Source organism: Bradyrhizobium sp. Ken64, from assembly GCF_055807555.1.
Map to the genome: position 1 here is coordinate 1 of NZ_JBVVPA010000023.1, position 23,762 is coordinate 23,762.

Here is a 23,762-nt window from a genome sequence, read left to right on the forward strand (position 1 = left end):
CCACCCGAAAGCTCCGCCTCGAGCTTTGCAGCTTCCGCTTTCAGATCGATCCCCATCAATTTCGGCGCGACAAACGGTACGTACAGGAGCGTGAGGATGTAGCCGAGCACGTAGGTGACGGCGTAGCCGGCGGCAATATTGGCGTCTTGCTGCTGCAGCACCTCTTTCGCCAGTCCGAGCTGGGATAGAGCGCCAGATGCGGTGCCGATGACCGACGACTGCGTCAGGGCTCCCGCAGCAAGGCCCGAAGCGGTGCCGGGACCGAGCGCGAATACATGGGCAAATATGAGAACGATGACGAGGCCGGTACCACCAAGCACGAGCGCGAGCGCGACCTGAGCCAGGGTCCGGATGCTCAGCGAGGCAAAGAATTCGGGCCCGGACCGGTAGCCGATCGTGAACACGAACAGGCTGAACAGAACGACCCTGAGCAAGGACGGAAACGTGAAGGTGCCGAGCTGCCCGATAAGGACGGCAACGATGAGCGTGCACGCGGTGGTACCGATCGAAAAACCGTGAATCCGGACGCGGCCAAGAATGGTGCCGAGCGCGACCGACAGCAGCAGAAAGATTTCCGGAGCGGCGGAGATAGTCCATCTGATCGTGCTCATTGCGCGTGCCCTCCAGCGATTTGCGCTAAATCTGGTTCGTCAAACCCGGCGATGCTTGATTCAGATCAACCCCTGCCGGGGTTAAGCCGCTCCCTGTTGAGCCGCAGGATTTGACGTGGGGACATGAGCACGATGGATACCGCCGTTGCTTCGTCGATACGGCGCGACGAAGCGGTGCCAGTCGCGCTGTTGCTGGCCTTCGCGGGCGGCTATCTCGACGCCTATACGTGGATCATCCACGGCGTGATGGCCAATGCCCAGACGGCAAATCTCGTGCTGCTTTGGGTCTATGGCTCGATCGGCGACTGGACGAAAGCGCTTCACTTCGTCCCACCGATCGTTGCATTCGCGGTCGGTATAGTCGTCGCGTCATGGCTGCGCCGGGCGGCGCGAGAGCGCGCCAATGCCATCAGCACGTTGATGGAAATCCTCCTGCTGGTCATTATCGCCGTCCTGCACAATCGCTTGCCGGATCTCGCTGGAACACTTGGCATTTCGTTTGTCGCCGCCGTACAGAGCGCCGCTTTCACGAGGGTTGAGGGCGTGCCCTACAGCTCGGTCATGATCACGGGTAACATGCGGCAGGCGATCGAAGGCATGTTCGCTGTGGCCTCCCGGAATGACTCGCTGCGACCCCCGGGGATTTTCGCTATGTTGTGCATCACGTTCGGGCTCGGCGCCGCCGTTGGCGCCTTCGCGACCAAGCAGATCCCGAATCTGACGCTCGGCGTTCCCGTGATCGCGCTCCTGATCGTGCTGTTGCGTTGCGAAAGTCCAGGCGACGAGGCCAGCCCATGACCTCATCTGACCGCAGATCGCGCTGGACCTTCCTGTTTCCGCCCGCGACTTGGCTGGCGCAGTATCACAGTGCCTGGCTGCGTTCGGACGCGATCGCCGGAATCACCCTCGCGGCTTATGCGATCCCCGTGTCACTGGCCTATGCGACGCTGGCGGGCCTGCCGCCCCAGATCGGCATCTACGGCTACATGCTCGGCGGCATCGGCTACGCGCTGCTGGGGTCGTCCCGCCAGCTTGCGGTCGGTCCGACCTCAGCGATCTCGTTGATGATTGCGGCGACGGTCGGCGCGCTGGCCGGCGGAGACGCGGCGAAATACGCCGAGATCGCGAGCCTGGCCGCATGCGCAGTGGCGCTGCTCTGCCTGATCGCATGGTTGTTCAAGCTCAGCGTTATCGTCCGCCTGGTGAGCGACAGTATCCTAGTCGGCTTCAAGGCCGGCGCGGGACTTACCATCATGATGAGCCAGTTGCCGAGCCTGTTCGGCGTCGCTGGAGGCGGTCACAATTTCTTTGATCGCGCCATTAAGCTCGCAGGCCAGCTCGTCGGCATCAATTGGCTGGTTCTGGCGATCGGAGCCATCGCGCTCTTGTTCCTGCTGGTGGGAGAACGGCGGCTGCCGGGAAAACCGGTCGGGCTCACGATCATGGTACTCTCGATCATCCTGGCGGCAGTGCTTGGGCTCCCATCATTCGGGGTGCCGGTCACCGGCAAAATTCCGGAGGGATTGCCGGCGTTTGGATTACCCAGCTTTGGTCTGTTGGAGCCCGACGAGCTCTTCCCCTTGGCCGCGGGGTGCGTGCTGCTGGCCTACATAGAAGGCGTCTCCGCCGCGCGCAGCTTTGCTGCCAAGCATGGCTATGCCCTCGATGTCCGGCAGGAGTTTTTGGGGCTCGGCGCGGCCAACCTCGTCACCGCATTCGGCCACGGTTACCCCGTGGCCGGCGGGCTGTCGCAATCCGCGGTCAACGACAATGCCGGAGCACGCACGCCGCTGGCGCTGGTGATCTGCTCGGTGACGCTTGCGCTGTGCCTGCTGTTCTTCACGGGGCTGTTGACGAACCTGCCCAAGGCAGTGCTTGCGGCGATCGTGTTTGCCGCTGTCTACAGGCTGGTGGACATCCGCGCGCTGTTGCGGATGTGGCAAGTCAGCCGCATCGACCTTTATGCCGCGGCTATTGCGCTGCTGGCCGTGTTGCTCCTCGGGATATTGCAGGGCGTCCTGCTGGCGGCCATTGCCTCGATCGTCCTGCTGCTGGCGCGGGCCTCACGTCCTAACGTCGCTTTCCTTGGCCGCCTGCAAGGTACCGGCCGTTACTCCGACAATGCGAGACATGAAGGCGTCGAGCCATTGGCCGGCATCATCGCGTTTCGACCCGAAGCCTCGCTGCTCTACATCAATGCTGAAACGATCCTGCAATCAGTGTTGGACGCGTTGCGCGCCTCAGTCGATATCAGGCTGGTGGTCTGCGATCTCTCGGCATCGCCCTACATCGATCTGGCGGGCGCGCGCATGTTGCACGATCTCTATAACGAACTTGCTGACCGGCACGTCGCATTCTCCATCGTCGGCGCGCACGCGCAATTGCGCGATCTGTTGCGGGCTGAAGGGCTGGCGGAAAAGACCGACAGCGCGGCGTGGCTTCGTTCGCTCGACAGCGTACTTGGGGAAAGCATGATCGGCCAATCTTCTGATCCCAAACCGTAGGATCCGGTCGACTTGTTGGCCGGTCGGCTCTGATGCGATCTCACCTTGTCCTCAATTGGTCACGCGGCAGCGCCTTGGACAGCGCCTTGGACGATGTCGTACCGCAAATTAGTCCGGGCCTCCTCAAGGTGCTCGACCCTTGACTTGGATCAATAGACCGAGGTGAGCGGGCATCACGATCCCGGCCACGACGTCACAAAGATCCGGAGAGAGACATGTCCAAGGACGCCAAGCCAGCAGAGAAGCGCATCGATCAGTTCATCTCCGGGCCCGGCGCACGGGCGGATGATTGGCGCGATCTGGTCGAGGCCGCAAAGGCATGGGTGCGCGGCGGTGAGCGCACGAAGTACGATGCGGCGCTGGCTGATCTTTCCGTCATAGAGGAGTTTCACGGCTATCCCGGGCTGCAATTGATGGCGGCGTTGCGGGAGGCCGCTTCGGCGGGGGATGCGGCGGGGTCACTGAGCCTTGCGACGCGCATCACGCAGGCCTTGATGACACGATCCTTCCGCCAGCACGCCGGCGACTGGGATCCCAAGGACGACGGCAGTGGCGATGCACCCGAGCTTGCATCCTCCACTTTCGGCTCACATGCAGCCCGCCGGCCCTATTTCGAAACGCTGATCGTCACCGGCCTCTCCTCCGAGAAGTGGTCTGCGCTCGCCGCCGAATGGCGCAAGCTGCGACGGCCGGTGGATTCGTTCGTTTATGAGCCGGTGATCGTCGGCAGCCTGGAGGATGCCTTCTGCGCGACGATGCTCAATCCCGACATCGCGGCCGTCGTCATCAACGAAGGGTTCGGGCTGCGTTCGCGTCACGACGCGCCGATCCTGCGGACCATGACAGCCGGCGCGGGCCTCATTGACGAGGCCGATGCATCCGCGCTCCGGCTCGCGCACATCATCAAGCGGGTGCGCCCCGAGCTTGATATCTATCTGATGTCGAACCGCGACGTCGAGAAAATGGCCGGAGACCCCGAAGCCAACGTGGTTCGGCGGATATTCTACTCCATCGAAGAGCTCCTCGAGCTCCATCTCTCGATCCTCGAAGGCATCCAGGACCGCTTCGACACGCCGTTCTTCGACAATCTCAAGAAATACGCACAACGCCCAATCGGAACGTTCCATGCGCTGCCGATCGCTCGGGGCAAGTCTGTGTTCAAGTCGGACTGGATCCGCGACATGGGCGAATTCTACGGTTTGAACCTGTTCCTGGCCGAGAGCAGCGCGACCACCGGCGGCCTCGACAGCTTGTTGGAGCCGACCGGCACCATCAAGAAAGCACAGGACAAGGCGGCGCGAGCGCTCGGCGCGGATCGCGTGTTCTTCGTAACCAACGGCACCTCGACCTCGAACAAGATGGCAGTGCAGGCGCTGCTCGGGCCGGGCGACATCGCGATCGTCGATCGAAACTGCCACAAGTCGCACCACTACGGCATGGTGCTGGCCGGCGCCCAGCCGATCTATGTCGAAGCGTTCCCGATGACCGAGTATTCGATGTACGGCGCGGTGCCGCTGAAGACCATCAAGCAGGCGCTGCTGAACGCGAGGGCCGATGGCCGGCTGGACCGCGTCAAGATGCTCGACCTGACCAACTGCACCTTCGACGGCCACATCTACAACACCCGGCGGGTGATGGAGGAGTGTCTCGCGATCAAGCCGGATCTGATCTTCCTGTGGGACGAAGCCTGGTTCGGCTTCGCGCGCTTCTCGCCGTTCCTGCGGCGACGGACCGCAATGGGCGCCGCCAACGAGATCGAGGCCTGGATGCATGATCCAAAATCGGTCGCGGCTTACGAGAAGCAGCAGGCCGAACTCGGCAAGACGCCCTCGGACGAGGTGCTGCTCAAGACCCGACTGATCCCCGATCCGCGTCAGATACGCTTGCGCGTCTACCAGACCAACTCGACCCACAAGTCGATGTCGGCAATCCGGCAAGGGTCGATGCTGTCCGTCAAGGACGTCGAGTTCCACACCGTCGAGCAGCAGTTCAAGGAGGCCGTGTTCACGCACGCGTCGACCAGCCCGAACCAGCAGCTCATCGCCAGCCTCGACGTGTCGCGGCGCCAGATGGAACTCGAGGGCTATGGCCTGGTCGCCAATGCGATCGAAATCGCGTTCGCGATCCGCAAGGCGGTCAACAACAATCCGCTGATCTCCAAATACTTCCGGATTCTCGGCGCGGACGCGATGGTGCCGGCGCAATATCGCCAGAGCGGATTCACCGACTATCTCGCAACAGGCATGAACTGGGCGAACGTCCTGAAGAGCCTGGACGACGACGAATTCTGCCTCGATCCGACCCGCATGACCTTGGTGTGCGGCACCGCCGGTTACGACGGCACACAGTTCAAGGGCATCCTTGCCAATGACTACAATATCCAGATCAACAAGACATCGCGCAACTCGGTGTTGTTCCAGTCGAATATCAACAACACCCGCAGCGACGTCGCCCACCTGGTGAGGGTGCTGGCCGAGATCGCGGGCGAGGTCGACCGCGGGCTGGTTCAGGGCGGCGCCAATGCGAAGAAGACCTTCGAGGCTCGGGTCAAGAGCCTGATGACCGATGTGCCCGACCTGCCGAACTTCTCCCACTTCCACGACAGTTTCCGTGGCGATGCCGGTACCAAGACCAACGAGGGCGACATCCGTAGCGGATTCTACTCGGCCTATGACGCCGCGGGGTGCGAATATATCCGGCTCGGCGACTCCGAGATTGACCGCCGCCTCAAGGCCGGGCCGGACCTCGTCTCCGCGAGTTTCGTGATCCCGTATCCGCCGGGCTTTCCGATCATGGTGCCGGGGCAGGTCATCACCCAGGAGACCATCGACTTCATGCGCAAGCTCGATGTGAAGGAAATCCACGGCTACGACGCCAAGGAAGGGCTGAAGCTCGTACGCGCCGAAGCACTGGCGAAAATCGGCCGGCCCAAGCCCGGTGCGACGCCGAAGCTGAAGGCGGCATCATAAGGGGACTAACATGCAGGGATTTTTCTCGTTCCTCCAGCACAATCCGTATTTGTTGCTGTTCTTCGTCGTCGGGCTCGCCGTCTGGATCGGGCGAGCCAGCATCAAAGGATATGGTCTCGGCATGGTTGCCGGTGCCATCGTGGTGGGCGCCGGCCTCTCCGTGTGGGCGTCGATCTATGGCGTGAAGCTCGAACTGAACAACTTTGCCAAGAGCCTCTTCTATTACCTGTTCATGTATGGGGTTGGCCTTCGTGTCGGGCCCTCTTTCATCAACAGCCTGAAGGGCGATGGGCTGAAATTCTGTCTCCTGGCGCTGGTGTCGAGCGTCCTCGGTCTGGCGCTTGTCGTCATTCTTTCGAAGCTCTTCGCGCTGCCGATCGGCGCTGCCGGCGGCATGCTGGCGGGGTCGCAGACCATGTCTGCCGCGATCGGTTCAGCCGAGCAGGCCATCACCTCGGGTGTCGTCAAGCTTCCTGACGGCATGAAGCCCGAGGATGCTTCGGGCATGATCGCGCTGTCCTACGGCATCACTTATATCTGGGGCACTGTTGGCATCATCCTGATCTGCAAATATCTCCCGCGCTGGTGGGGCGTCGATGCCAAGGCGGCGGCCAAGCAGTACGAGCAGGAGTTCGGCGTCAAGGATCTCGAAGGCGGCGGCCTGACGGGCTATCGGCAGTTCGGTCTGCGTGCCTACCGGCTCGACAATCCGGCCCAGGTCGGCATGAGCATCGCCAAGTTCCGCACCATCAACCCGGAATACCGCATCGTCAACGTGGTACGAGGCGGTCAGCCGTTGGGAGCCGATCCCGACGTCGTGCTGCAAAAGGGAGACCTCGTCGCGCTCGGTGGCGCGACCGAGCATCTGACCGACAAGATGGGATTGATTGGCCCCGAGGTTGCCGATGCCAAGGCGCTCGGCATTCCCATGGACCAAGCGGACATCCTCGTCACCAACAAGGAGATGGTCGGACGTACCTTCGAGTCCTTCCGCGAGACGGCGTTGGCTGGCCAGTTGCAGGTCACCAAGGTCGAGCGCGGCGGCGTGCAGATCCCGGCCGGTCTCAAGACCGAGCTGCAGCGGATGGATATCATCTCCGTTGTCGGCCTCAAATCTGCCGTCAACGAACTCGGCGACATGTGGGGACGCATTGCGCGGACCAACACGTCGACCGATCTGTTGACGCTCGCCGCCGGCATGATCATCGGCTTCCTGATCGGCATGATCGAATTTCCGGCCTTCGGCGCCAAGATCGGCCTCGGCAATGCTGGCGGATTGCTGCTGTCCGGCGTGATCGTCTCGTCGCTGGTTTCGCGGCTCCGCTTCTTCGGCAATACGCCGAACGCGGCACGCAATGTGCTCGAGGATCTCGGTCTCGTGGTCTTCGTCTCCATCGTCGGCATCAACGCCGGCGCCGGACTGTTGGCGCAACTCACGGGGGCGGTTGCCTTGAAGATCTTCGTCGCCGGCTTCATCGCCTGTACGATCCCGCCGTTCGTTGTCTGGGCGATCGGCTTCCACGTCTTCAAGATCAACCCGGCCGTGCTGATGGGCGGCGTGGCCGGTGCGCGGTCGCACTCCGGCCCTTGCCGCGAAGCCGCGGTGGAGATCCAGAGCTCCGTGCCCTGGATTGGGTTCCCGGTCGGCTACGCCGTATCGGGCATTCTGCTCACCGTGTTCGGCTACTTCGCAATGATCCTGGCTCAATAGCTCGGCGTCAAAACCAGAGGAAAGAAAAGTCATGAGAAAAGTCGCTATCTATGCCGCCCTGGTCGCCTCGCTGGCAGGCGTCGCCGGATTCAGCACGCCATCTCGGGCAGAGACCGGTCAGGTTGCCGTTGTCTTCACCAAGGGCGGATTTGTCATCGGCGTCGGTGGGGGCGAGGGCGTTCTGCTGTATCGCGGCCACAAATACCCCTTCACCGTCTCCGGTATGAGCGTCGGCTTCACGATCGGCGCCTCGACCACCAAGCTGGTCGGTCGCGCCCTCAACCTGAGAGGGCCGGAGTCGATCGAAGGCTCCTACGCTGTGGGCGGTGCGGGCGGTGCCATTGCTGCGGGCGCAGGTGCCGTCCAACTGCAAAACGGCAACGGCGTCATTCTGCAGCTCAGCGGCCCGAAGGTCGGTGCGGAGCTGTCAGCCGCTGTGGGGGGCGTGACGATAGCTTTGAAGCGGTAGAGCGGCAGTCGCGCCGCTTCGGCGGTCGCGGCGCTCTAGCTTGAATGGCGGCTGCTTCTCTCATGTACGTAAGTCGGAGAAGCGGCCGCAATTCGGTGCCATGTTCGGGTGCCAACCGCGTTCCGCGAGGCATCGTCGAAAAGCGGATCACGGCACCCATATCGAGGGAGGACATGCCATGCTTCGTTATCTTCTCGCTCTCGCTGCGGCCGTCGTTCTTCTCACAGCCGCGCTCGTTCCCGATGATGCCTATGCCCGCCGCGGAGGTGGCGGTGGTGGCTATCGTGGAGGTGGAGGGGGCATGCGCGCCGGAGGTTTCCATGGCGGCGGGGTTCATACCGGACGCATCCATGGCGGAGGCGGACGCCACTATGCAGGAGGTCCGCGGCCAAGCCATCCGATTGCTGGTCGTCCGGGTCGCCCCGGTTACCCCGTTGCGGGCCGTCCCGGCCGTCCCGTCGCCGGCTATCCTGGAGGCTATCCGCGATACGGCTATCGAGGCGCGGCTTACGGTGCTGCTGCCGTCGGTGCGGCCGCCGCGGGCGCTTACGGATACTACAATAACAACTACAACAATGGTTGCTATCAGGACACGTACGGAAACTGGGTCTGCCCCAACCAGTATCCATACTGAGAATGCGCCGCTGGCGGGCTCTATCATACACCGTCAGCATTGGCCCCGGACTCAACGATCGGACCGCACCGGCAGTGCGGCCCACCACTTCGTCAATATCGCTCCGCGACGAAGTTCATCCCGCGCAGGCTGGCCTGGTCATTGTAGCGTCCCTTGTCGGATCGCTTCGGCAGCTTCACCTTGTCCTTCCTGATCCGCTTATGCGGGATAGCCTTCAGGATGTGCGCGATGCAGTTCAGCCGTGCGCGCCGCTTGTCGTCGGAGCGAATGATGTACCAGGGCGCATGCTTGGTGCTGGTCTTCTTGAGCATCTCGTCGCGCGCTCGCGAATAATCATACCAGCGCCGAAAGGATTCCACGTCCATCGGACTGAGCTTCCATTGCCGCACCGGATCGTCGATGCGAGCTTTGAAGCGTTGCTCCTGCTCCTCCATCCCGACCTCGAGCCAGATCTTGATCAGGATGATGCCGCCGTCGATAGCGTACTTCTCCACTTGTGGACAGAGCGAAAGGAAGCGATCGTGCTCGGCTGGCGAGCAGAAGCCCATGACGTATTCGACGCCGGCGCGGTTGTACCAGCTGCGGTCGAAGATCACGATCTCGCCGCCGGCCGGAAACTGCTCCATGTACCGCTGAAAGAACAGCTGCGACTTCTCGCGATCCGACGGCGCCGGCAGCGCCACCACCCGGAACACGCGCGGACTGACCTTCTCTGTGATCGCCTTGATCGTGCCGCCCTTGCCGGCGGCGTCGCGGCCTTCGAAAAGCACGATGACGCGAAGCTTGTTTTCCCTCACATAGTCCTGGAGGTGGCAAAGCTCGACCTGAAGCTTTTCGAGCTCCTTCTCGTAATCCTTGCGCTTCATTCGCTCTGCAGCCTCGGCCTTTGCCATGCTTCGCGTTCCATTGCCTCGAGTTGGCCAAGCCGTGATCAGTCGCCCCAGGAGATGGTGACCCCAATGTCGCCGGGCACGCCGTCGGGGAAGTCGATGACCTGATAGCCGATGCGATAGCCGCGCGGCTTGAGGTATTCGGTCCAGAGCTCGAAGATCTCCTTTGGAATTCCAGTCAGTGTTGTCTCCCAGCCCGCCTCCATCTGGTTGATCGCGCGGCCCTTGTCGGTGCACAGCGTATTCGGGAAGCGATAGACCTGCACTTCGGTCAGGCCGTTGCGAACCGCGCGCTGGATGATGGTCGAGGCGAGCTTGATCTTCTCCTCCTCGGATTTGCCGGACGGTTTGCTCAGCCGTTCGATCAGGGCGCGCTTCTCGGCTTCGGCCGCGGCGGCGAGGCGCACGTATTCTTCAGCCTTTCTGGCCTCCTCGAGCGCGGCTTCCTTGCGGATTTGCAGTGCGTTGGGAATGAGCTCATCGATGCCGGGCATGATTGTGCGTTCCTGGCTTGCTGTGGGATCGGAGTCAGGGCTAGGCTAGGTTTCGCGCCGTTCGGACCTTTGATTCATATCAAGCAATTTTCTCACCTGCGCGGCCAAGGTAACTGAGCGGCGCGCAGACCGCCCTGATCCCTTCTGTGGAGGCGACCATTGAGCGAGCAACTTCATCCGATGGCCCCGCATCATCTGCCGTTCTATCTCGCGCCGGGAAGCGGGACGGACGTGCTGATGGTGGTGATGGGGATATTCCTGGTCGGCAGCGTGCTTTGGGTTGGTACGCTGTATTGGAAGCTGCACAGCCTGCCTGAACGAATGGCCCACAAGTCGCAGAAGCTTCAGTTCGAGATAGTGGCCGTGCTGGGCATCATCTCGCTCTTTACGCACATGCACATTTTCTGGGTGGCTGGCCTTCTGCTCGCGATGATCGACTTGCCGGATTTCGGCACGCCGCTGCGGAGTATCGCGGGCTCGGTTGAGAGGATCGCCGACGCCGCGCCCGGCGAGGGTCGCGAGCCCGAACTGCCCAGCTTGCCGTCGGTCGAGAAGCCGATCGTCAAGGGGAAGGAGCACAGCCATGTTTGAGCTCATGTTCTGCTCCATCCTGACCATCCTGCCGGACTATCTCTACCGCCGCTATGCCCAAGGCAAACGGTTCGGCAAGGAAATCACCTTCTTTTCGATCTGGTACGAGTTGCGATGGGGCATCACCGGCTGCTTGATGCTCACGGTGTCGCTGATCACCATGATCTTCTACTTTCACCCGTCCACCACTTCGGCGGCGCTCTATTTTCGGACTGTGCCGATCCTGCCCGAGGGCGCAGGCCGCGTTGCCGAAGTCAATGTTGGCTACAGCGAAGCAGTGAAGAAGGGAGACGTGCTGTTCAGGCTGGACAGTTCGAAGCAGAAGGCCGCCTTGGAGACCGCCACGCGCAAGATCGCCGAGGTCGACGCCGCGATGACAAGCGCCGAAAACGACGTGGTCAAGGCCGAAGCGCAGATCCAGGAAGCCAAGGCCAGCCTTCAGCAGGCCAAGGACGAGCTGGACGTCAAGACGGAGCTGCAGCGCCGCAATCCCGGTATCGTCCCGCAACGCGATATCGAGAAACTACAGGTCGTGGTCAACCAGCGGCAGGCTGGTGTGGACTCGGCCACCGCGTCCAAGACGTCGGCGATGTTGCGGCTTTCAACGCTGTTGCCGGCTGAAAAAGCGAGCGGCCAGGCGGCGTTGGCTGAAGCGCAGGTCGATCTCGACAAGACCTTCGTTCGCGCCGGCGTCGACGGGCGGGTCGAACAGTTCCTCGTTCGGACGGGCGATCTCGTTGCCCAGATCATGCGACCAGCCGGCGTGTTGATACCGGCGGATGCCGGCAGGGGTAGGCTGCAGGCCGGGTTTGGACAGATTGAAGCGGGAGTAGTGAAGGTAGGGATGGTCGCAGAAGCGACCTGCATCTCCAAGCCATGGGTGATCATTCCGCTCCTTGTCACCGATGTGCAGGATTACATCGCCGCCGGCCAGGTCCAGGCTGGCCAGGAATTGATCGAAGCTCAGAATGCACGTAAGCCGGGTTCAATACTCGCCTTCCTGGAGCCGCTGTACAAGGGCGGCCTCGACGGCGTGACGCCGGGAAGCAGTTGCATCGTCAATGCCTATACCAGCAATCACGAAGAGATCTCCGCGAAGGAGACAGGCACGGGTCGGGCAATTGCCTTGCACGTCGTCGATGGTGTCGGCCTCGTGCACGCCATGCTCTTGCGAATTCAGGCGCTCTTGCTGCCGATCAAGACGCTGGTGCTCAGCGGGCACTGAACGGGTCCGCTCTTGGCCTGAATCGCACCGGTTGAGCAATACGCCGCAGCTGAGCCGGGCGGTGCGGCAATGAGCCCGTGCGGCCACCGGACGTTCGATCCATTGTGAGCGCCATATGGTCCCTGCGAAAATGCCGATCTGGCTTCGTTCCCTCATTGTCATCAGCGCTGTTGTGCTCGTGCTAGGGGCCGGCCTGGTCGGCTACCGCTGGTACTCTCGCCCGACGACGCTGACCATCGCGGTCGGATCGCTGGATGGCGAAGCCACACGGCTGGTATCGGCGTTGGCAAGCCGGCTTGCCGCCGTGAACGCCCCGGTCCGGCTCAAGCTGGTCGAAACCACCAACGCGGTTGATGCTGCCGAGCAGTTTGCGGCGGAAAAGGTCGAGCTTGCTGTCGTCCGCGGCGACGTCGGCGACCTATCGCAGGCGCAGGCCATCGTGGTTCTCGCCCATGCCGTTGTCCTCTTGGTTGCGCCGCCGGGCTCGGCAATTACCGATATCGCCGGGTTGAAACGCGCCAGTGTCGGCGTGATCGGCGGCGAGATAAATCGCAACATCGTCAACGTGCTCAACGACGAATACGGCTTGGCTCGGGCCAACGTGACATTTCGAAATCTCCAGCCGGCAGACGCGCGGCGGGCACTCGATGCCAAGGAGGTCCGGGCGATTCTGATCGTCATTCCCCTTGCCGAAAAATATCTGGCGCTGTTGCGTGGTCTCTTTCTACAGTCCCCGAAGACCGCGCCGGTCCTCCTTCCCGTCGAGGCGGCCGGTGCCATCGCGGAAAAGCAGCGCGCCTACGAAAGTTTCGATGTCCCAAAGGGAACGTTGCGTGGCTCGCCTCCCGTTCCGAGCGACGATCTGACCACATTGCGGGTCTCCTTCTATGTGGTCGCGCACAAGCAGCTTGGTGCTGAAGTAGCCGGCAGCTTGGCCGACGCACTGATGAAGGCACGCAGGGATCTGCTGGGGGAATTGCCGATACTTTCTCAAATGACCGCGCCGAGCACGGATACGGACGCGTTTCTCCCGGTCCATCCCGGCGCTGCGGCGTTCTACAACGGCACGCAGCAGAGTTTTCTGGACGAATGGGGAAACATCATCTTCCTCGCGCCCATGATTTTCGGCGGCCTTATCTCGGTGTTAGCGGCGGCCTGGAAATTCCTTCGGGTAGGTGATCCCTCGAAGGACGAGCGGGGGCTGGACCTGCTGTATGCGTTGGGTGTGCGGATACGCAGGACCGAGGCAGCAGCCGAACTGTCCGATATCGAGGCCGAAATCGACCGGGTTCTCCAGGCTCAGCGCGCCAAAGCCGCGGCAGGAGACGAGAATGCGCTCGATGTCACGACCCTGAATGTCGCCGCGCATCGCCTTCAGAGCCTGATTCACGACCGTCGGATCCTGCTGTCCGCGCACGGACATGAGCAAGCGCTCGGTCAGCCAGTTGACCGAACCTGACGGTGATCACTCCAGATCAAGTCGAATCACGGCCGAACCCAAGCTCAGCTACCTTGATCTTGATCAAACCCTCCGGCCGCCAACCCCGTTTCCTTCAGAAATCGCGTCATGCGAAGGGTGCGGGACATTCGGGGATAGCGGACGGGCAATGAAGCGCCGTGAGTTCATGGCCTTGGTCGGGACTGCAGCTGCTGTTCCGGTCTTCGCGCGCGCCCAGGACGGGGCACCGCGGCCGATGCCGTCGGTCGGCGTGCTGACTGGCAATTTGGTGGGCGATGGCGGCGCTCAGATGCGTGTCAATGCCTTTCAGCAGGGTCTCGCCGATCTCGGCTGGATCGCCAATCAGAACTACCGGCTCGATGTGCGCTGGCCGGGCTCCAATCCGACATGGCAGGAACATGCAGCTCGCGAACTTGTTGCCGCGAGACCCGACGTGCTGTTTGCCACCAGCACGGCGACGACACGGGCGCTGCGGGCTGCAACGCAGGTCATTCCGATCATCTTTGTCGGGCTCTCGGATCCGGTCGGGACAGGCCTCGTCGTCGATCTGGCAAGGCCGACCAGCAATCTTACCGGCTTCTCGCTTTACGAGCATGCCATGAGCGGGAAATGGCTGAGCCTGTTGAAGGACATGGTGCCCAGCATGAGCAGTGCGATGCTTCTGTACAATCCCGAGACCGCGCCATATGCGCCCCTTTATCTTCAGGCCGCACACCAGGTGGAAAGTCGCCTGCGCATGACGGTTACCGGCGCCTCCGTCCGCAGCGGCTCCGAGATCGCGGGGGTCATCGAGGCGGCGGCGCGGAATGGTAGCGGGCTCGTCGTGCTGCCGGATGGCGGTTTCTTCAGTACTCAGAGCGCCATGGCAATCCCGTTGCTGGCCCAGCGCCGCGTGCCGGCGATCTTCGCCGTCCGCTTCTATGCTGTGAATGGCGGGCTGATGTCTTATGGCGCCGACCTGACGCAACAGTTTCGCGACGGCGCTGGCTATGTCGCTCGCATCCTTCGCGGCGCCGAGGTCCGCAGTCTTCCGGTGCAATTCGCCACAAGGTTTGATCTCGTTATCAACGTGAGAGCCGTCCACGCGCTTGGGCTGGCGATCCCGGAACGATTGCTGATGGAGGCTGAGCTGATTGACTAGCTTGCTCGGGCGTCGCGGGGGATGAGGCAGCGTTTCGTTGATCTCGATCAACAAACGCCAGCTCTCGGGTCTGATGATCGCCGGAACATGTGTATGGAGGATCTGATGTTTTGCTGCGGCAGGACCTTGATGGCGCTTGCGCTCGTGATCGCGATTCCGCTGGCGGCGGTGGCGCAGACCGCAGATAAGGCGCCGGCCTCCAGCCCGCAGCAGGAAAATCCCCCCGCTCAAGCCGCAGAGCTTCTGAAACCGGAGCAGCTCGAAGCTCTGGTCGCGCCGATTGCGCTCTATCCCGACGAACTGCTTGCCAACGTGCTGGCGGCTTCCACCTATCCTCTGGAAGTCGTTCAGGCCGATCGCTGGCTAAAAGAGCGCAAGACTCTGAAGGGTGATGCCCTGAAGACTGAAGTCGAGAAGCAGCCGTGGGATGACAGCATCAAGGCGCTGGCCTCGACTGCTGAGGTCCTGGCCATGATGAGCGACAAGCTCGACTGGACCAAGGCGCTGGGCGACGCCGTGCTCGCGCAGCAACCGGATGTGATGGATGCGGTCCAGCGTCTGCGGACCAAGGCCTTCGACAATAAGAAGCTGGTGACCACCAAGCAGCAGAAGGTGAGCGTCAAGACCGAGGAAAGCAGGCAGGTGGTCGTGATCGAGCCGGCGGTTCCCGATACGATGTACGTGCCGTACTACGAGCCTGCGACAGTCTACGGAGCGTGGCCCTACACCGAATATCCGCCGTATTACTTTGGCTATCCCTCCTACATCGGCGCAGGTGTCGTCGCGGCTGGTCTTGCATTCGGCACGGCCTGGGCCATCGGTCGCTGGGGCAATTATTGGGGCGGCGGCTGCAACTGGGGCAACCGCAACGTCTATATCAATCACCGGACCACGAATATCGGAAATGGCTGGCAGCACAATCCCTCGCATCGCCAAGGGGTACGCTACAACAACGCCAACGTTCAGCAGCGCTTCGGCAATAGCAATCTGAAGGCCGGCGCCGCCGACCGGATGGATTTCCGCGGCCGCGACGGACAGCAGAAGCCGGGACAGGATCGGCCAGGTGCGGGAGATCGCGCAGGAGATCGTGCCGGCGACCGCGCAGGTGATCGAGGCGGTGACCGACAAGGCGCGGGGGATCGTGCCAAGGCGGGGGGCGATCGTGCTAAAGGTGGTGGCGATCGCGCGGCCAAGGGTGGTGGTGCCAAGAATGCCGGCGCAAAAAGTACCAGCCCTAAAGCGGGCGGTACCAAGGGCGGCGGTGGCGCCAAGGCCGCGAACCGCGGTGGTGGCGGCGCCCTGAACGTGTCGTCGGGCCGCTCGGCGGCTGCAGCATCGGCCCGTGGCCAGGCGAGCATGGCGAGCATGGGACCGCGCGGTGGCGGCGGCGGAGGTGCGAGCTTCGCCGGCCGAGGCGGCGGCGGAGGCTTCCAGGGTGGCGGTGGCGGTGGCCGCGGTGGTGGTGGTGGCGGCGGACGGCGTTCCGATATCGGGCTGAAGCACGATGTCGTTCTGCTCGGCCATCTCGCAAGCGGCCTTGGTTACTACCGCTTCAGCTATATCGGCAGCGACAAGGCCTATGTCGGCGTCATTGCGCAGGAAGTCGAGGAAGTGAAGCCGGTAGCCGTCACCCGCGGAGCCGACGGCTATCTCCGGGTCTATTACGAAAAGCTCGGTCTGAAATTCCGTACCTATCGCGATTGGCTCGAGAGCGGCGCGCGGATTCCTGCGGGGGTGACGCCATGATGGGTTTGAAGTCGCTTCTTGGTGCGGCGTTGCCGGCCATCATGGCGCTGGCGCTCCTGAACTCGCCATCCCTGGCGCAGCAGTCCTATCCGACACCGGAGGATGCGGCAGCGGCGCTCGCTGCCGCCGTCAAGAGCGGGCCGGACCGAGCCATCCTGAAGGTCCTCGGCAGCGCTGCCGAGGACATCGTCTCGTCCGGTGATGAGGTCGCCGACGTCGACATCCGGAAACGCTTCATCTCGATGTATGACGCCAAGCATTCGGTCAAGACAGAGGGTAACAAGAAGGCGATGCTGATGTTGGGTCCGGACGACTTCCCGTTCCCGATCCCGCTCGTCAACACCAAGACCGGCTGGGAATTCGATGCCGCCGAAGGCCGCATCGAAGTGCTGTATCGCCGCATCGGCCGCAATGAGCTCGACGCGATCCAGACCAGTCTTGCCTTTGTCGATGCCGAGAACGACTACGCTGACAAGGATCGCGGCGAGGGGGCCGGCGTGTACGCACAGCGCATCGTCAGCAGCGCGGGCAAGAAGGACGGGTTGTTCTGGCGCGACGACAGCGACCAGAGCCCACTCGGCGCACTGGTAGCGCAGGCTTCGGCTGAAGGGTACCAGGCCGGGGATGGCCCGGAGCCCTATCACGGCTACTATTTCCGCATCCTGAAAGGGCAGGGCTCGAACGCGCCAGGCGGCGCGCTCAACTACGTCGTCAAAGGCAAGATGATCGGAGGTTTTGCGCTGGTCGCCTGGCCCGCCGAGTACGGCAATTCGGGCGTCATGACCTTCCTGGTCAATCATGCGGGCGTTGTCTACCAGAAGGATCTCGGGCCTCGGACCAAGGTCCTCGCTGCCCGCATGACTGCATTCGATCCGGACCAGACCTGGAAGAAGGTCGATAGTGCAAAACCCTGAGCGACGCACGCAGATCTTGCGCCGGCTTCTTTGTCGTCTGACACCCTCGTGTCGGTCGGCGGCGGGGCCGGCCTGATCGGCGGCATCAATGGTGCCAAGTTGCGTAACGACAAGGGCGTCACGGTGGTGCTGCAGGGGCCAAAGGCCGGGTAGGAATTTGCCGCCAACCTCGGCACGATCATGATCTCGATGAAGCGAGCGAAAGGCGGAACGATGGTGACGGCCTCGTACCGCTATTGCGCAGAAGACTGAGCGGAGATTGGCATCTCCAACTCGAAAACGGAGCCCCTGACGTCCGACTTGACTAGCCTCAGCCTTCCTCCGCACTTTGCGACCAGGTTAGAGGAGATGGCCAGTCCCAACCCCATACCGCCTTGCTTCGTCGTGAAGAAAGGGTCGAAGATGCGCTCTTGATGACGCGGTGTGATGCCAGTGCCTGAGTCCTCGACCGACAAATGGACGGTTGTGCTACCATCGAGGGCGGTTTTCAGACGGAGCTGCCGTTGATCGGCGGGGACAGAACTCATTGCGTCAATCGCGTTCTTGCAGAGGTTCAGGACAATCTGCTGAAGCTCAGTGCCGTCCAGGGCGACTGGAGGTATGTTGCCCTGAAGCTCCGTCGCTACTGATACACCATTGGCCAGGAGATCGTGCTTCAAAAGTCTCAGCGTAAGCTCGGCGATATCCTCGACGTTTGCCGAAGCGCCGCCGTGTGCCGTTTTGATTGTCATCTCTCGAATGCTCGAAATGATATCAGCGGCCCGGCCGCCGTCAGCTTCGATGTCACAGAGGATGTTCTCGAGTTCCTCCAGTTCAGGGGAGACAGCCCGCAAGTGGCTCAGGCCCGTCGCAGCATTGAGCGAGATGGCTCCCAACGGCGATCTCAGCTCGTGGGCGATCGCGCCAGTGACCGCGTCGATGCTGAGAAGCCGGTTCGCTCGTTCGCGCCGCTGCAGGGCGATGACGCTGGCAAGGCGGGAATAGATAAACATCGTTTCGATGAGCAATACGGTCAGCAACATGCAACTGCCGACCAGAACGAAACCGCGTGCTGCGTACCAACCGATGGTGAACCGAACCGAGCTGCCGATGATTGCTACCAAAAAGTTCGGCAAGTAGGCGAGCAAAGTCACCATCAGCCAAAGGTCAAGAATGGTGCGCATGCGCGCAAACAAAACGGTTAGAGCAGTCACATTCCATATCAAAAGTATCAGGTTGACCTGATTGCCAAGCGGCGTCTGATGCCTGACGTCGTTCACATAGAAGCTGGGGAGAAGCTCGGCTTTCGCGGTCACTAGCCACGCCAGACCTGCTATCGCGATGGCGATACAGCTGATGGCAAATGCGATGCTCGCTCGTGCAGGTCTGCCTGGTCTGCCGACAGTCGAATGATCCTTCGTGAACCCGTAGACCAGGATCGCCGCGGGAAAGGCTGTGTGCCAAAACACGTACAGCCAAGCGGGGCTGTTCAGTCCATCCCCGATGACACCAGCGGGAGCGTAGCCGTTGGGAAAGGCGAGCGTTTGCAAAAATGCAAACGATCCGCTGAAAACATATCCACTTGCCAGTGCGAGAAGTGCCCGCTGAGGCTGGATCGCAAATTGCGCAAACAGCAGGGCTGCCGTGATGAACTCGGCCAGGCCCAGAGCGGTCTGTAACACCGGAACAAAGCCATTGATCTGGCCCAGCTGGATTGTCGCGAACGGCGCGATACTCGCTGCAGCGACAATGAGCAAGACGGCGACCCCCACCGCCCAGGCCTTTTGGCGAGGGCTTGCAGGCATGTTGGCGATGATCAATGGGAATTCTTGCTCATCGTCGTGAGCTGGCCCGGCGGCCGTGTTGGCGCGCCGCTGTACGGCTTGCGGAATACCCGGCCCTGATGCCGCCGCACCGCCCACAAGTCCCATGAACTTGCGCTGGCTCATGCCGTCTCCGAGTACCCACCGGAGGATAGTTTACGCGTCCTGACCTCGTTGGATAGTCCGGAAGAGCGGCAAATGCCTCGGCGATCTTTCCGGTTCGGCCGCTGTCGGATCGACATCGGACATGCCAGTCGGAAGACTGACGCACTGAAGGCCGAGGCTGCCGCTTGATGCGAGCGCCGTGGACGCCGATCAGGAGGCAGAGCGCACATTCGAGCTTGAGGACAAGCTCAGGGTTGCCGAACGAACCATTGCCGATCTGCGTACCGAGCGCGACAGGGCCAACGAATTGGTGTCGAACATGGTGGAGCACGTCGGCGATGCCGACGCCACGATCGAGCGGTGGATTGAGGCATTATAGGTCGGCTTCGCCTCGGCTGTCTTCCGATCGGCAAGACCGCGCCAGTAAGCCTCCAGCGTCTCGTCATTCGGGCCGCGACCCTGCTGGCCTTGGTACCCGTGCGGTCGGTGGCGAATTGATCTTGATGCTCAGTTTGACGTTGCCGCGCGGTCCTGCGAGCGTCACGGGAGCTTCAATCATTTCAGATAAGTGGCTGAATTAGCGGGGGATTTAAGCGCCGATGATGGCGCTCCCTAGCGGAATCGAACCGCTCTCTCCACCGTGAAAGGGTGGCGTCCTAACCGATAGACGAAGGGAGCAAACCCAGGGCCCCGCCGCTTATCGCGGCACGGCCGCTGGCCGCCCGAGTCATGCCCGGCGGCTGCAGCGGGCGAACCTATAATGGCCTTTGGCGCCCTGGGCAAGCCGTTCGGGAACGGTCTTTTGACACCGGTGGATAGCATCCTACGCCAGGATCAGTCGGGGCGAATTCAACGGTTTCTTAGGTTCCCTGGGCTAGCGCTGGACTGGGAGAATTTGAGCAGATGCCACCGCCCAAGAAGCGCGCAGCCCGCAAGTCGCTGTCGCAGCATGCCTGGATCACGCTCGAGGGCGGATTCGCGGCACGGCAATGCCTGGTCCAGGACATCTCCGCCACGGGCGCCAAGATCACACTGGACGAGGATGCGAGCCAGCTCCCGGGCGTGATCCGGATGGCGTTCGCGCGCGATGCGCGGACCGGGCGGAGCTGCCAGGTGGTGTGGCGCCGCGGCAAGTCGGCCGGCATCAAGTTCATCTGAACCGGGTGAACCGGGGCCAAGCGACCCCCGATGGCGCGCGGCGCCTGTCCGGGCTAGAACGGCCCGCATGCGTGCGCCGCTCCTTATCCTGATCTCGTTGCTGACCATGTCCGCGGCCGCGGCAGAAGCCTTGCGTCTGCCGCCTGCGGAGCGCCCACAGGCTGGCAAAGCCTTGCCGCTGAAGGGGGCCGGCGGAAGCGCGAAAGCGGGCTCCTGCGCCGCCTATGGCCGCGGCTTCCATATGGTCGAGAGCACCGGCACCTGCGTCAAGATCGGCGGTTCGATCAGCGTCGAGACCGCGGTCGGGCGCTGACGTCGATGCCGCCGGACATCATGCGGCCCGAGATCATTGTCCCGTTCGTGATGTATTGCGCGCTGCTGTGGTGGGTCGGCCGCGGCCTGAGCTGGACCGCGCGGCTCGCCACCGCGGCCGTCACCCTCGTGCTCGTCGTCTGCGTGCTTTTGTTCGAGCGCGGCTGGCCTTAACAAAAAACGCGAAAACAACCCCATGCACAGTAGCCGCCACCTCCCGGCGGCGCGCGCGAGAATGCCGATTCATCGTGCTCTCAACGGACTTTAAGCCGCGTCACCGCTCACGACATCGGCGGCGCCACAAATTGCGCAAAACCGGCCCGTTTGCCGAGCTCGGCGAGCCATCGCGTCAAATGCGGCTGCGCGGGCCGGGCGATGCCCTCGACGCCGAGCCAGCGCCGCGCATAGGCGCCGATCGCGATGTCGGCGAGGGTGAACGCATCGCCGTCCATGTACGGGCGCGTGGAGAGCAGGCGGTCGGCGATGGCCCAGACCTCGGCGGCGGCATCGGCATCCTTCTGCAGCTGGATCATGTCCCGCTCGGCGGGCGGCGTGCGCACGAGGCCCCAGAACACCGGGCGGTCGACCGGCTGCACCATCGACAGCGTCCAGTCGAGCCAGCGGTCGACGCTAGCGCGGAGCTTCGGCGCCTCGGGATAGATTTGCGTGCCGCGCCCGTGCGCGAGGCAGAGATAGCGCATGATTGAATTGGATTCCCACAGCGTGAAGTCGCCCTCGACCAGCGTCGGGATTCGCGCATTGGGGTTCATCGCGAGATAGTCGGCCTCGCGGGTCTTGCCAAACGCCATCCCGGCGTCGATGCGCTCGTAAGCCAGGCCAAGCTCGGCAAGGCACCACAGCACTTTCTGCACGTTGACCGAATTGGCGCGGCCCCAGATCGTCAGCTTTTGGTCCGGCACGTCATCCTCCCCAGGCGTTTTTTAACTTGTAGCCCGGATGGAGCGAAGCGCAATCCGGGGTGCTTCGGCAGCGTCAGTCTCGGATGACGCGTGCGCTCCATGCAGGCTGCAAGCCCGGGTGATAGCGGAATTCACTGCGGCAAGCGACGCGCGATTGCGCCGATCCTCTCATGCAAAAGGTCGGCATGCAAAAAGCCCCGCCCGAGGCGGAGCTTTCATTGCAAGGTCAAGCTGGTCAGGCGATCAGCGGCCGAAGAACAGCCACAGCAGAATGATCACCGGGATCGGCACACCCAACATCCACAACAAAATTCCGCGTCCCATCGCGTTCTCCTCCAATTGCATTGTCGAAGAAAGAACGCGTGGGACAGGGGCTGGTTCCCGCAAAAAGGCTCTACCAATGGCCGATGTTGGGCATCGACGACCACGGCTCCTGCGGCGGCTTCGGCTCGCCCTTCTGCAAGATCTCGATCGAGTGCAAATCCGGCGAGCGGACGAAGGCCATGTTGCCGTCGCGCGGCGGACGGTTGATGGTGACGCCGGCCTTCATCAGCTTCTCGCAGGTGGCGTAGATATCGTCGACCTCATAGGCGAGATGGCCGAAGAAGCGGTCCTCGCCATATTTTTCCTGGTCCCAATTCCAGGTGAGCTCGACCAGCGGCGCGCCGCGCGTCTGCGGCTGCTTCTTGAGCGCCTCGAGGTCGTCCGACGAGCACAGGAACACCAGCGTGAAACGCCCCTTGTCGTTCTCGATGCGCCGCACCTCCTTCAGCCCCAGCGCATCCTGGTAAAACTTCAGCGCGACATCGAGATTGCGCACGCGCAGCATGGTGTGGAGGTATCGCATGGTTGTTGCTCCCTTGAACGGATGGGGTTTTGATTTGGGCCGGGACGGCGGGGGTAGGAGATAGCAGGAAATTGGGAGGAGGGGCAGAGGGTGGGCGCACGTGTGCGTGAGGGCGAAGCCGGCTGATGGAGTAATTCAGCCCGCGAACTCAATGCACGTTCACCGCAAATCCAGTGCCGCACACGCGCGATTGGTGATCTGGGCGGGCGGTCTGCTGCCGTGGCCTATCCCGCCGCGAGGCGCTTTCCGGCCTGCTCGATCGGCGGCATGAAGAGCGATACTGCGGTGCCTTCGGGGTCGCGAAACTGGAACGTCTTGTTGCCCCATGGCATCGTCTTCAGCTCGTGCACCAGCGTGACCTTGTCCTTCAGGCGCTCATAATCCGCATCGATGTCTTCAACCTGAAACTCGATCACGGCGGTGCGGTTTGCGCCGGGCTCGGCACTGTTTTCTTTCCAGAGCGCGACCGTCTCAGCAGCGCCTATGGCCAGGTTGGCGCCCGGCGTCACGATCTTGGCGAACACCGGCGCGAGCCATTCGGCGGAACATCCGGTGACCATCTCGTAGAACGAAACCATGGTTTTGATGTCGGTGGCGATCAGGCGAGTGGAAGCGAACTTCATGGCATGTCCTTTGTTGGCCGCAGATTTGAGCGGCATCGCGGGGCTCGTCGCACACCGCTGCTGCCACCCTGATGTCAGCAGTCACGATGCCGCGCCGAGCGCGCGAATTAAGGGCATGAATTATGATGGCCGTGCTGGACTGCGCCTCAAGTGAAACACGATGATCTCGGTGACAGGGCTGGACCACACCGTCACCGCAATTGCAGAGTCACACGGGCCGCGCGCCAGTTCGTCCGAGGCCGCTGTTGTCAGGACGCTCAACTTTCCAGATAATCGATCATTGGAGAGTCTTCAGAACGTTGGAGCTCGGGCGTCATGCCGGTCGACCGAAGGGGGTGGACGCTATTGCAAGCTCCGGGGAGATATTGATGCGTTTCAGAACGGCACTTTTGGTTGCTTCACTGGCCGCGCCGTGGAGTACGGCTCCGGACGCGGCAAAGGCTGCGGGTAGCATGGCTCTCTGCCTGCAGGCTGGCTTCTCGCAAGCTTGCTGCAAAGCCGAGGAAGCGAAGGGCGGTTTCAACGGTGACGGGGCCGATGCCTCTGCGCGCCGCTGGAATAGCCTTGCTATGTGCAAGAGCGGGAGTGCGCAGAGGACCAAGCGTTAGACAGCGAGCCCCTCCACGCGAAGCGCCCC

General features: G+C 62.4%; 24 protein-coding genes and 1 tRNA gene. 17 read left to right on the forward strand and 8 right to left on the reverse strand.

Annotated elements, in window-relative coordinates; translation table 11 throughout:
• Nucleotides 1-611 (reverse strand): aspartate-alanine antiporter-like transporter (locus AC0L2F_RS29185; RefSeq protein WP_473250769.1); only part of this gene is annotated, 611 nt, incomplete at its 3' end.
• A gap of 123 nt (nt 612-734) precedes the next feature.
• On the opposite strand from AC0L2F_RS29185, the gene AC0L2F_RS29190 reads away from it, so the two are divergent.
• The 6 genes from AC0L2F_RS29190 to AC0L2F_RS29215 all read left to right on the forward strand — a co-directional run bounded on the left by AC0L2F_RS29190 (nt 735) and on the right by AC0L2F_RS29215 (nt 8,898).
• A complete protein-coding gene (locus tag AC0L2F_RS29190) occupies nt 735-1,409 on the forward strand; it encodes a YoaK family protein (RefSeq protein WP_473250770.1) in 675 nt (224 codons plus the stop codon).
• Nucleotides 1,406-3,115: a SulP family inorganic anion transporter gene (locus tag AC0L2F_RS29195; protein ID WP_473250771.1), complete on the forward strand. Its 1,710-nt coding sequence runs from the start codon at nt 1,406-1,408 to the stop codon at nt 3,113-3,115. The genes AC0L2F_RS29190 and AC0L2F_RS29195 overlap by 4 nt, the downstream gene beginning before the upstream one ends.
• Nucleotides 3,116-3,330: 215 nt before the next feature.
• Complete coding sequence (locus AC0L2F_RS29200; protein WP_473250772.1) at nt 3,331-6,084, forward strand: decarboxylase; 2,754 nt, start codon at nt 3,331-3,333, stop codon at nt 6,082-6,084.
• 10 nt (nt 6,085-6,094) lie between these two features.
• A complete protein-coding gene (locus tag AC0L2F_RS29205) occupies nt 6,095-7,795 on the forward strand; it encodes an aspartate:alanine exchanger family transporter (RefSeq protein WP_473250773.1) in 1,701 nt (566 codons plus the stop codon).
• Between the two features lie 31 nt (nt 7,796-7,826).
• Complete coding sequence (locus AC0L2F_RS29210) at nt 7,827-8,264, forward strand: hypothetical protein (protein WP_007610039.1); 438 nt, start codon at nt 7,827-7,829, stop codon at nt 8,262-8,264.
• A 178-nt stretch (nt 8,265-8,442) separates the two neighbouring features.
• Nucleotides 8,443-8,898, forward strand: a complete 456-nt coding sequence (locus AC0L2F_RS29215; RefSeq protein WP_473250774.1) for a hypothetical protein — start codon at nt 8,443-8,445, stop codon at nt 8,896-8,898.
• 92 nt (nt 8,899-8,990) lie between these two features.
• Here the strand turns inward: AC0L2F_RS29215 and ppk2 are convergent, their stop codons facing one another.
• Together ppk2 and AC0L2F_RS29225 are read right to left on the reverse strand one after the other, a co-directional pair.
• Entirely contained in the window at nt 8,991-9,791 is an 801-nt protein-coding gene (gene ppk2, locus AC0L2F_RS29220) for a polyphosphate kinase 2 (protein ID WP_063994256.1), read from the reverse strand.
• A gap of 38 nt (nt 9,792-9,829) precedes the next feature.
• Nucleotides 9,830-10,282: a hypothetical protein gene (locus AC0L2F_RS29225; protein WP_275167496.1), complete on the reverse strand. Its 453-nt coding sequence runs from the start codon at nt 10,280-10,282 to the stop codon at nt 9,830-9,832.
• A gap of 180 nt (nt 10,283-10,462) precedes the next feature.
• Between AC0L2F_RS29225 and AC0L2F_RS29230 the strand changes: the two genes are divergently transcribed.
• The 7 genes from AC0L2F_RS29230 (at nt 10,463) to AC0L2F_RS29260 (ending at nt 17,511) form a co-directional block, all read left to right on the forward strand.
• On the forward strand, nt 10,463-10,873 hold the full coding sequence (locus AC0L2F_RS29230) for a hypothetical protein (protein WP_007610043.1): 411 nt from the start codon (nt 10,463-10,465) through the stop codon (nt 10,871-10,873).
• Complete coding sequence (locus AC0L2F_RS29235; protein WP_473250775.1) at nt 10,866-12,098, forward strand: HlyD family secretion protein; 1,233 nt, start codon at nt 10,866-10,868, stop codon at nt 12,096-12,098. Before AC0L2F_RS29230 ends, AC0L2F_RS29235 begins: the two co-directional genes overlap by 8 nt.
• Before the next feature lie 115 nt (nt 12,099-12,213).
• The gene (locus AC0L2F_RS29240; protein WP_007610046.1) at nt 12,214-13,557 is read left to right on the forward strand and encodes a TAXI family TRAP transporter solute-binding subunit; all 1,344 of its coding nucleotides are present in this window, start codon (nt 12,214-12,216) and stop codon (nt 13,555-13,557) included.
• Nucleotides 13,520-14,698 carry an ABC transporter substrate-binding protein gene (locus AC0L2F_RS29245; protein WP_473250776.1) on the forward strand — a complete coding sequence of 393 codons (1,179 nt, stop codon included), beginning with the start codon at nt 13,520-13,522 and terminating at the stop codon, nt 14,696-14,698. Before AC0L2F_RS29240 ends, AC0L2F_RS29245 begins: the two co-directional genes overlap by 38 nt.
• A gap of 105 nt (nt 14,699-14,803) precedes the next feature.
• On the forward strand, nt 14,804-16,444 hold the full coding sequence (locus AC0L2F_RS29250) for a DUF3300 domain-containing protein (protein WP_473250817.1): 1,641 nt from the start codon (nt 14,804-14,806) through the stop codon (nt 16,442-16,444).
• Complete coding sequence (locus AC0L2F_RS29255) at nt 16,441-17,358, forward strand: DUF2950 domain-containing protein (protein ID WP_473250777.1); 918 nt, start codon at nt 16,441-16,443, stop codon at nt 17,356-17,358. The genes AC0L2F_RS29250 and AC0L2F_RS29255 overlap by 4 nt, the downstream gene beginning before the upstream one ends.
• A gap of 30 nt (nt 17,359-17,388) precedes the next feature.
• A complete protein-coding gene (locus AC0L2F_RS29260) occupies nt 17,389-17,511 on the forward strand; it encodes a hypothetical protein (RefSeq protein ID WP_256379916.1) in 123 nt (40 codons plus the stop codon).
• Between the two features lie 80 nt (nt 17,512-17,591).
• On the opposite strand, the gene AC0L2F_RS29265 is transcribed toward AC0L2F_RS29260, so the two are convergent.
• Complete coding sequence (locus AC0L2F_RS29265) at nt 17,592-19,286, reverse strand: MASE4 domain-containing protein (protein WP_007610058.1); 1,695 nt, start codon at nt 19,284-19,286, stop codon at nt 17,592-17,594.
• 178 nt (nt 19,287-19,464) lie between these two features.
• Between AC0L2F_RS29265 and AC0L2F_RS29270 the strand changes: the two genes are divergently transcribed.
• Complete coding sequence (locus tag AC0L2F_RS29270) at nt 19,465-19,644, forward strand: hypothetical protein (protein ID WP_063994261.1); 180 nt, start codon at nt 19,465-19,467, stop codon at nt 19,642-19,644.
• A 224-nt stretch (nt 19,645-19,868) separates the two neighbouring features.
• Here the strand turns inward: AC0L2F_RS29270 and AC0L2F_RS29275 are convergent.
• A tRNA-Glu gene (locus AC0L2F_RS29275) sits at nt 19,869-19,943 on the reverse strand.
• A 225-nt stretch (nt 19,944-20,168) separates the two neighbouring features.
• Here AC0L2F_RS29275 and AC0L2F_RS29280 point away from each other — a divergent pair.
• The 3 genes from AC0L2F_RS29280 (at nt 20,169) to AC0L2F_RS29290 (ending at nt 20,909) form a co-directional block, all read left to right on the forward strand.
• The gene (locus tag AC0L2F_RS29280) at nt 20,169-20,423 is read left to right on the forward strand and encodes a PilZ domain-containing protein (RefSeq protein ID WP_007610106.1); all 255 of its coding nucleotides are present in this window, start codon (nt 20,169-20,171) and stop codon (nt 20,421-20,423) included.
• A gap of 67 nt (nt 20,424-20,490) precedes the next feature.
• Nucleotides 20,491-20,736 (forward strand): hypothetical protein, encoded by a 246-nt coding sequence (locus tag AC0L2F_RS29285; RefSeq protein ID WP_007610108.1) that lies wholly within the window; start codon nt 20,491-20,493, stop codon nt 20,734-20,736.
• 5 nt (nt 20,737-20,741) lie between these two features.
• A complete protein-coding gene (locus AC0L2F_RS29290) occupies nt 20,742-20,909 on the forward strand; it encodes a hypothetical protein (RefSeq protein ID WP_088931070.1) in 168 nt (55 codons plus the stop codon).
• Between the two features lie 107 nt (nt 20,910-21,016).
• On the opposite strand, the gene AC0L2F_RS29295 is transcribed toward AC0L2F_RS29290, so the two are convergent.
• From AC0L2F_RS29295 to AC0L2F_RS29305, 3 genes are all read right to left on the reverse strand, one after another.
• Nucleotides 21,017-21,655, reverse strand: a complete 639-nt coding sequence (locus AC0L2F_RS29295) for a glutathione S-transferase family protein (protein WP_473250778.1) — start codon at nt 21,653-21,655, stop codon at nt 21,017-21,019.
• 394 nt (nt 21,656-22,049) lie between these two features.
• Nucleotides 22,050-22,502 (reverse strand): VOC family protein, encoded by a 453-nt coding sequence (locus AC0L2F_RS29300; RefSeq protein ID WP_473250779.1) that lies wholly within the window; start codon nt 22,500-22,502, stop codon nt 22,050-22,052.
• 224 nt (nt 22,503-22,726) lie between these two features.
• On the reverse strand, nt 22,727-23,125 hold the full coding sequence (locus AC0L2F_RS29305) for a VOC family protein (RefSeq protein ID WP_063996744.1): 399 nt from the start codon (nt 23,123-23,125) through the stop codon (nt 22,727-22,729).
• Nucleotides 23,126-23,762 lie beyond the last annotated feature (637 nt).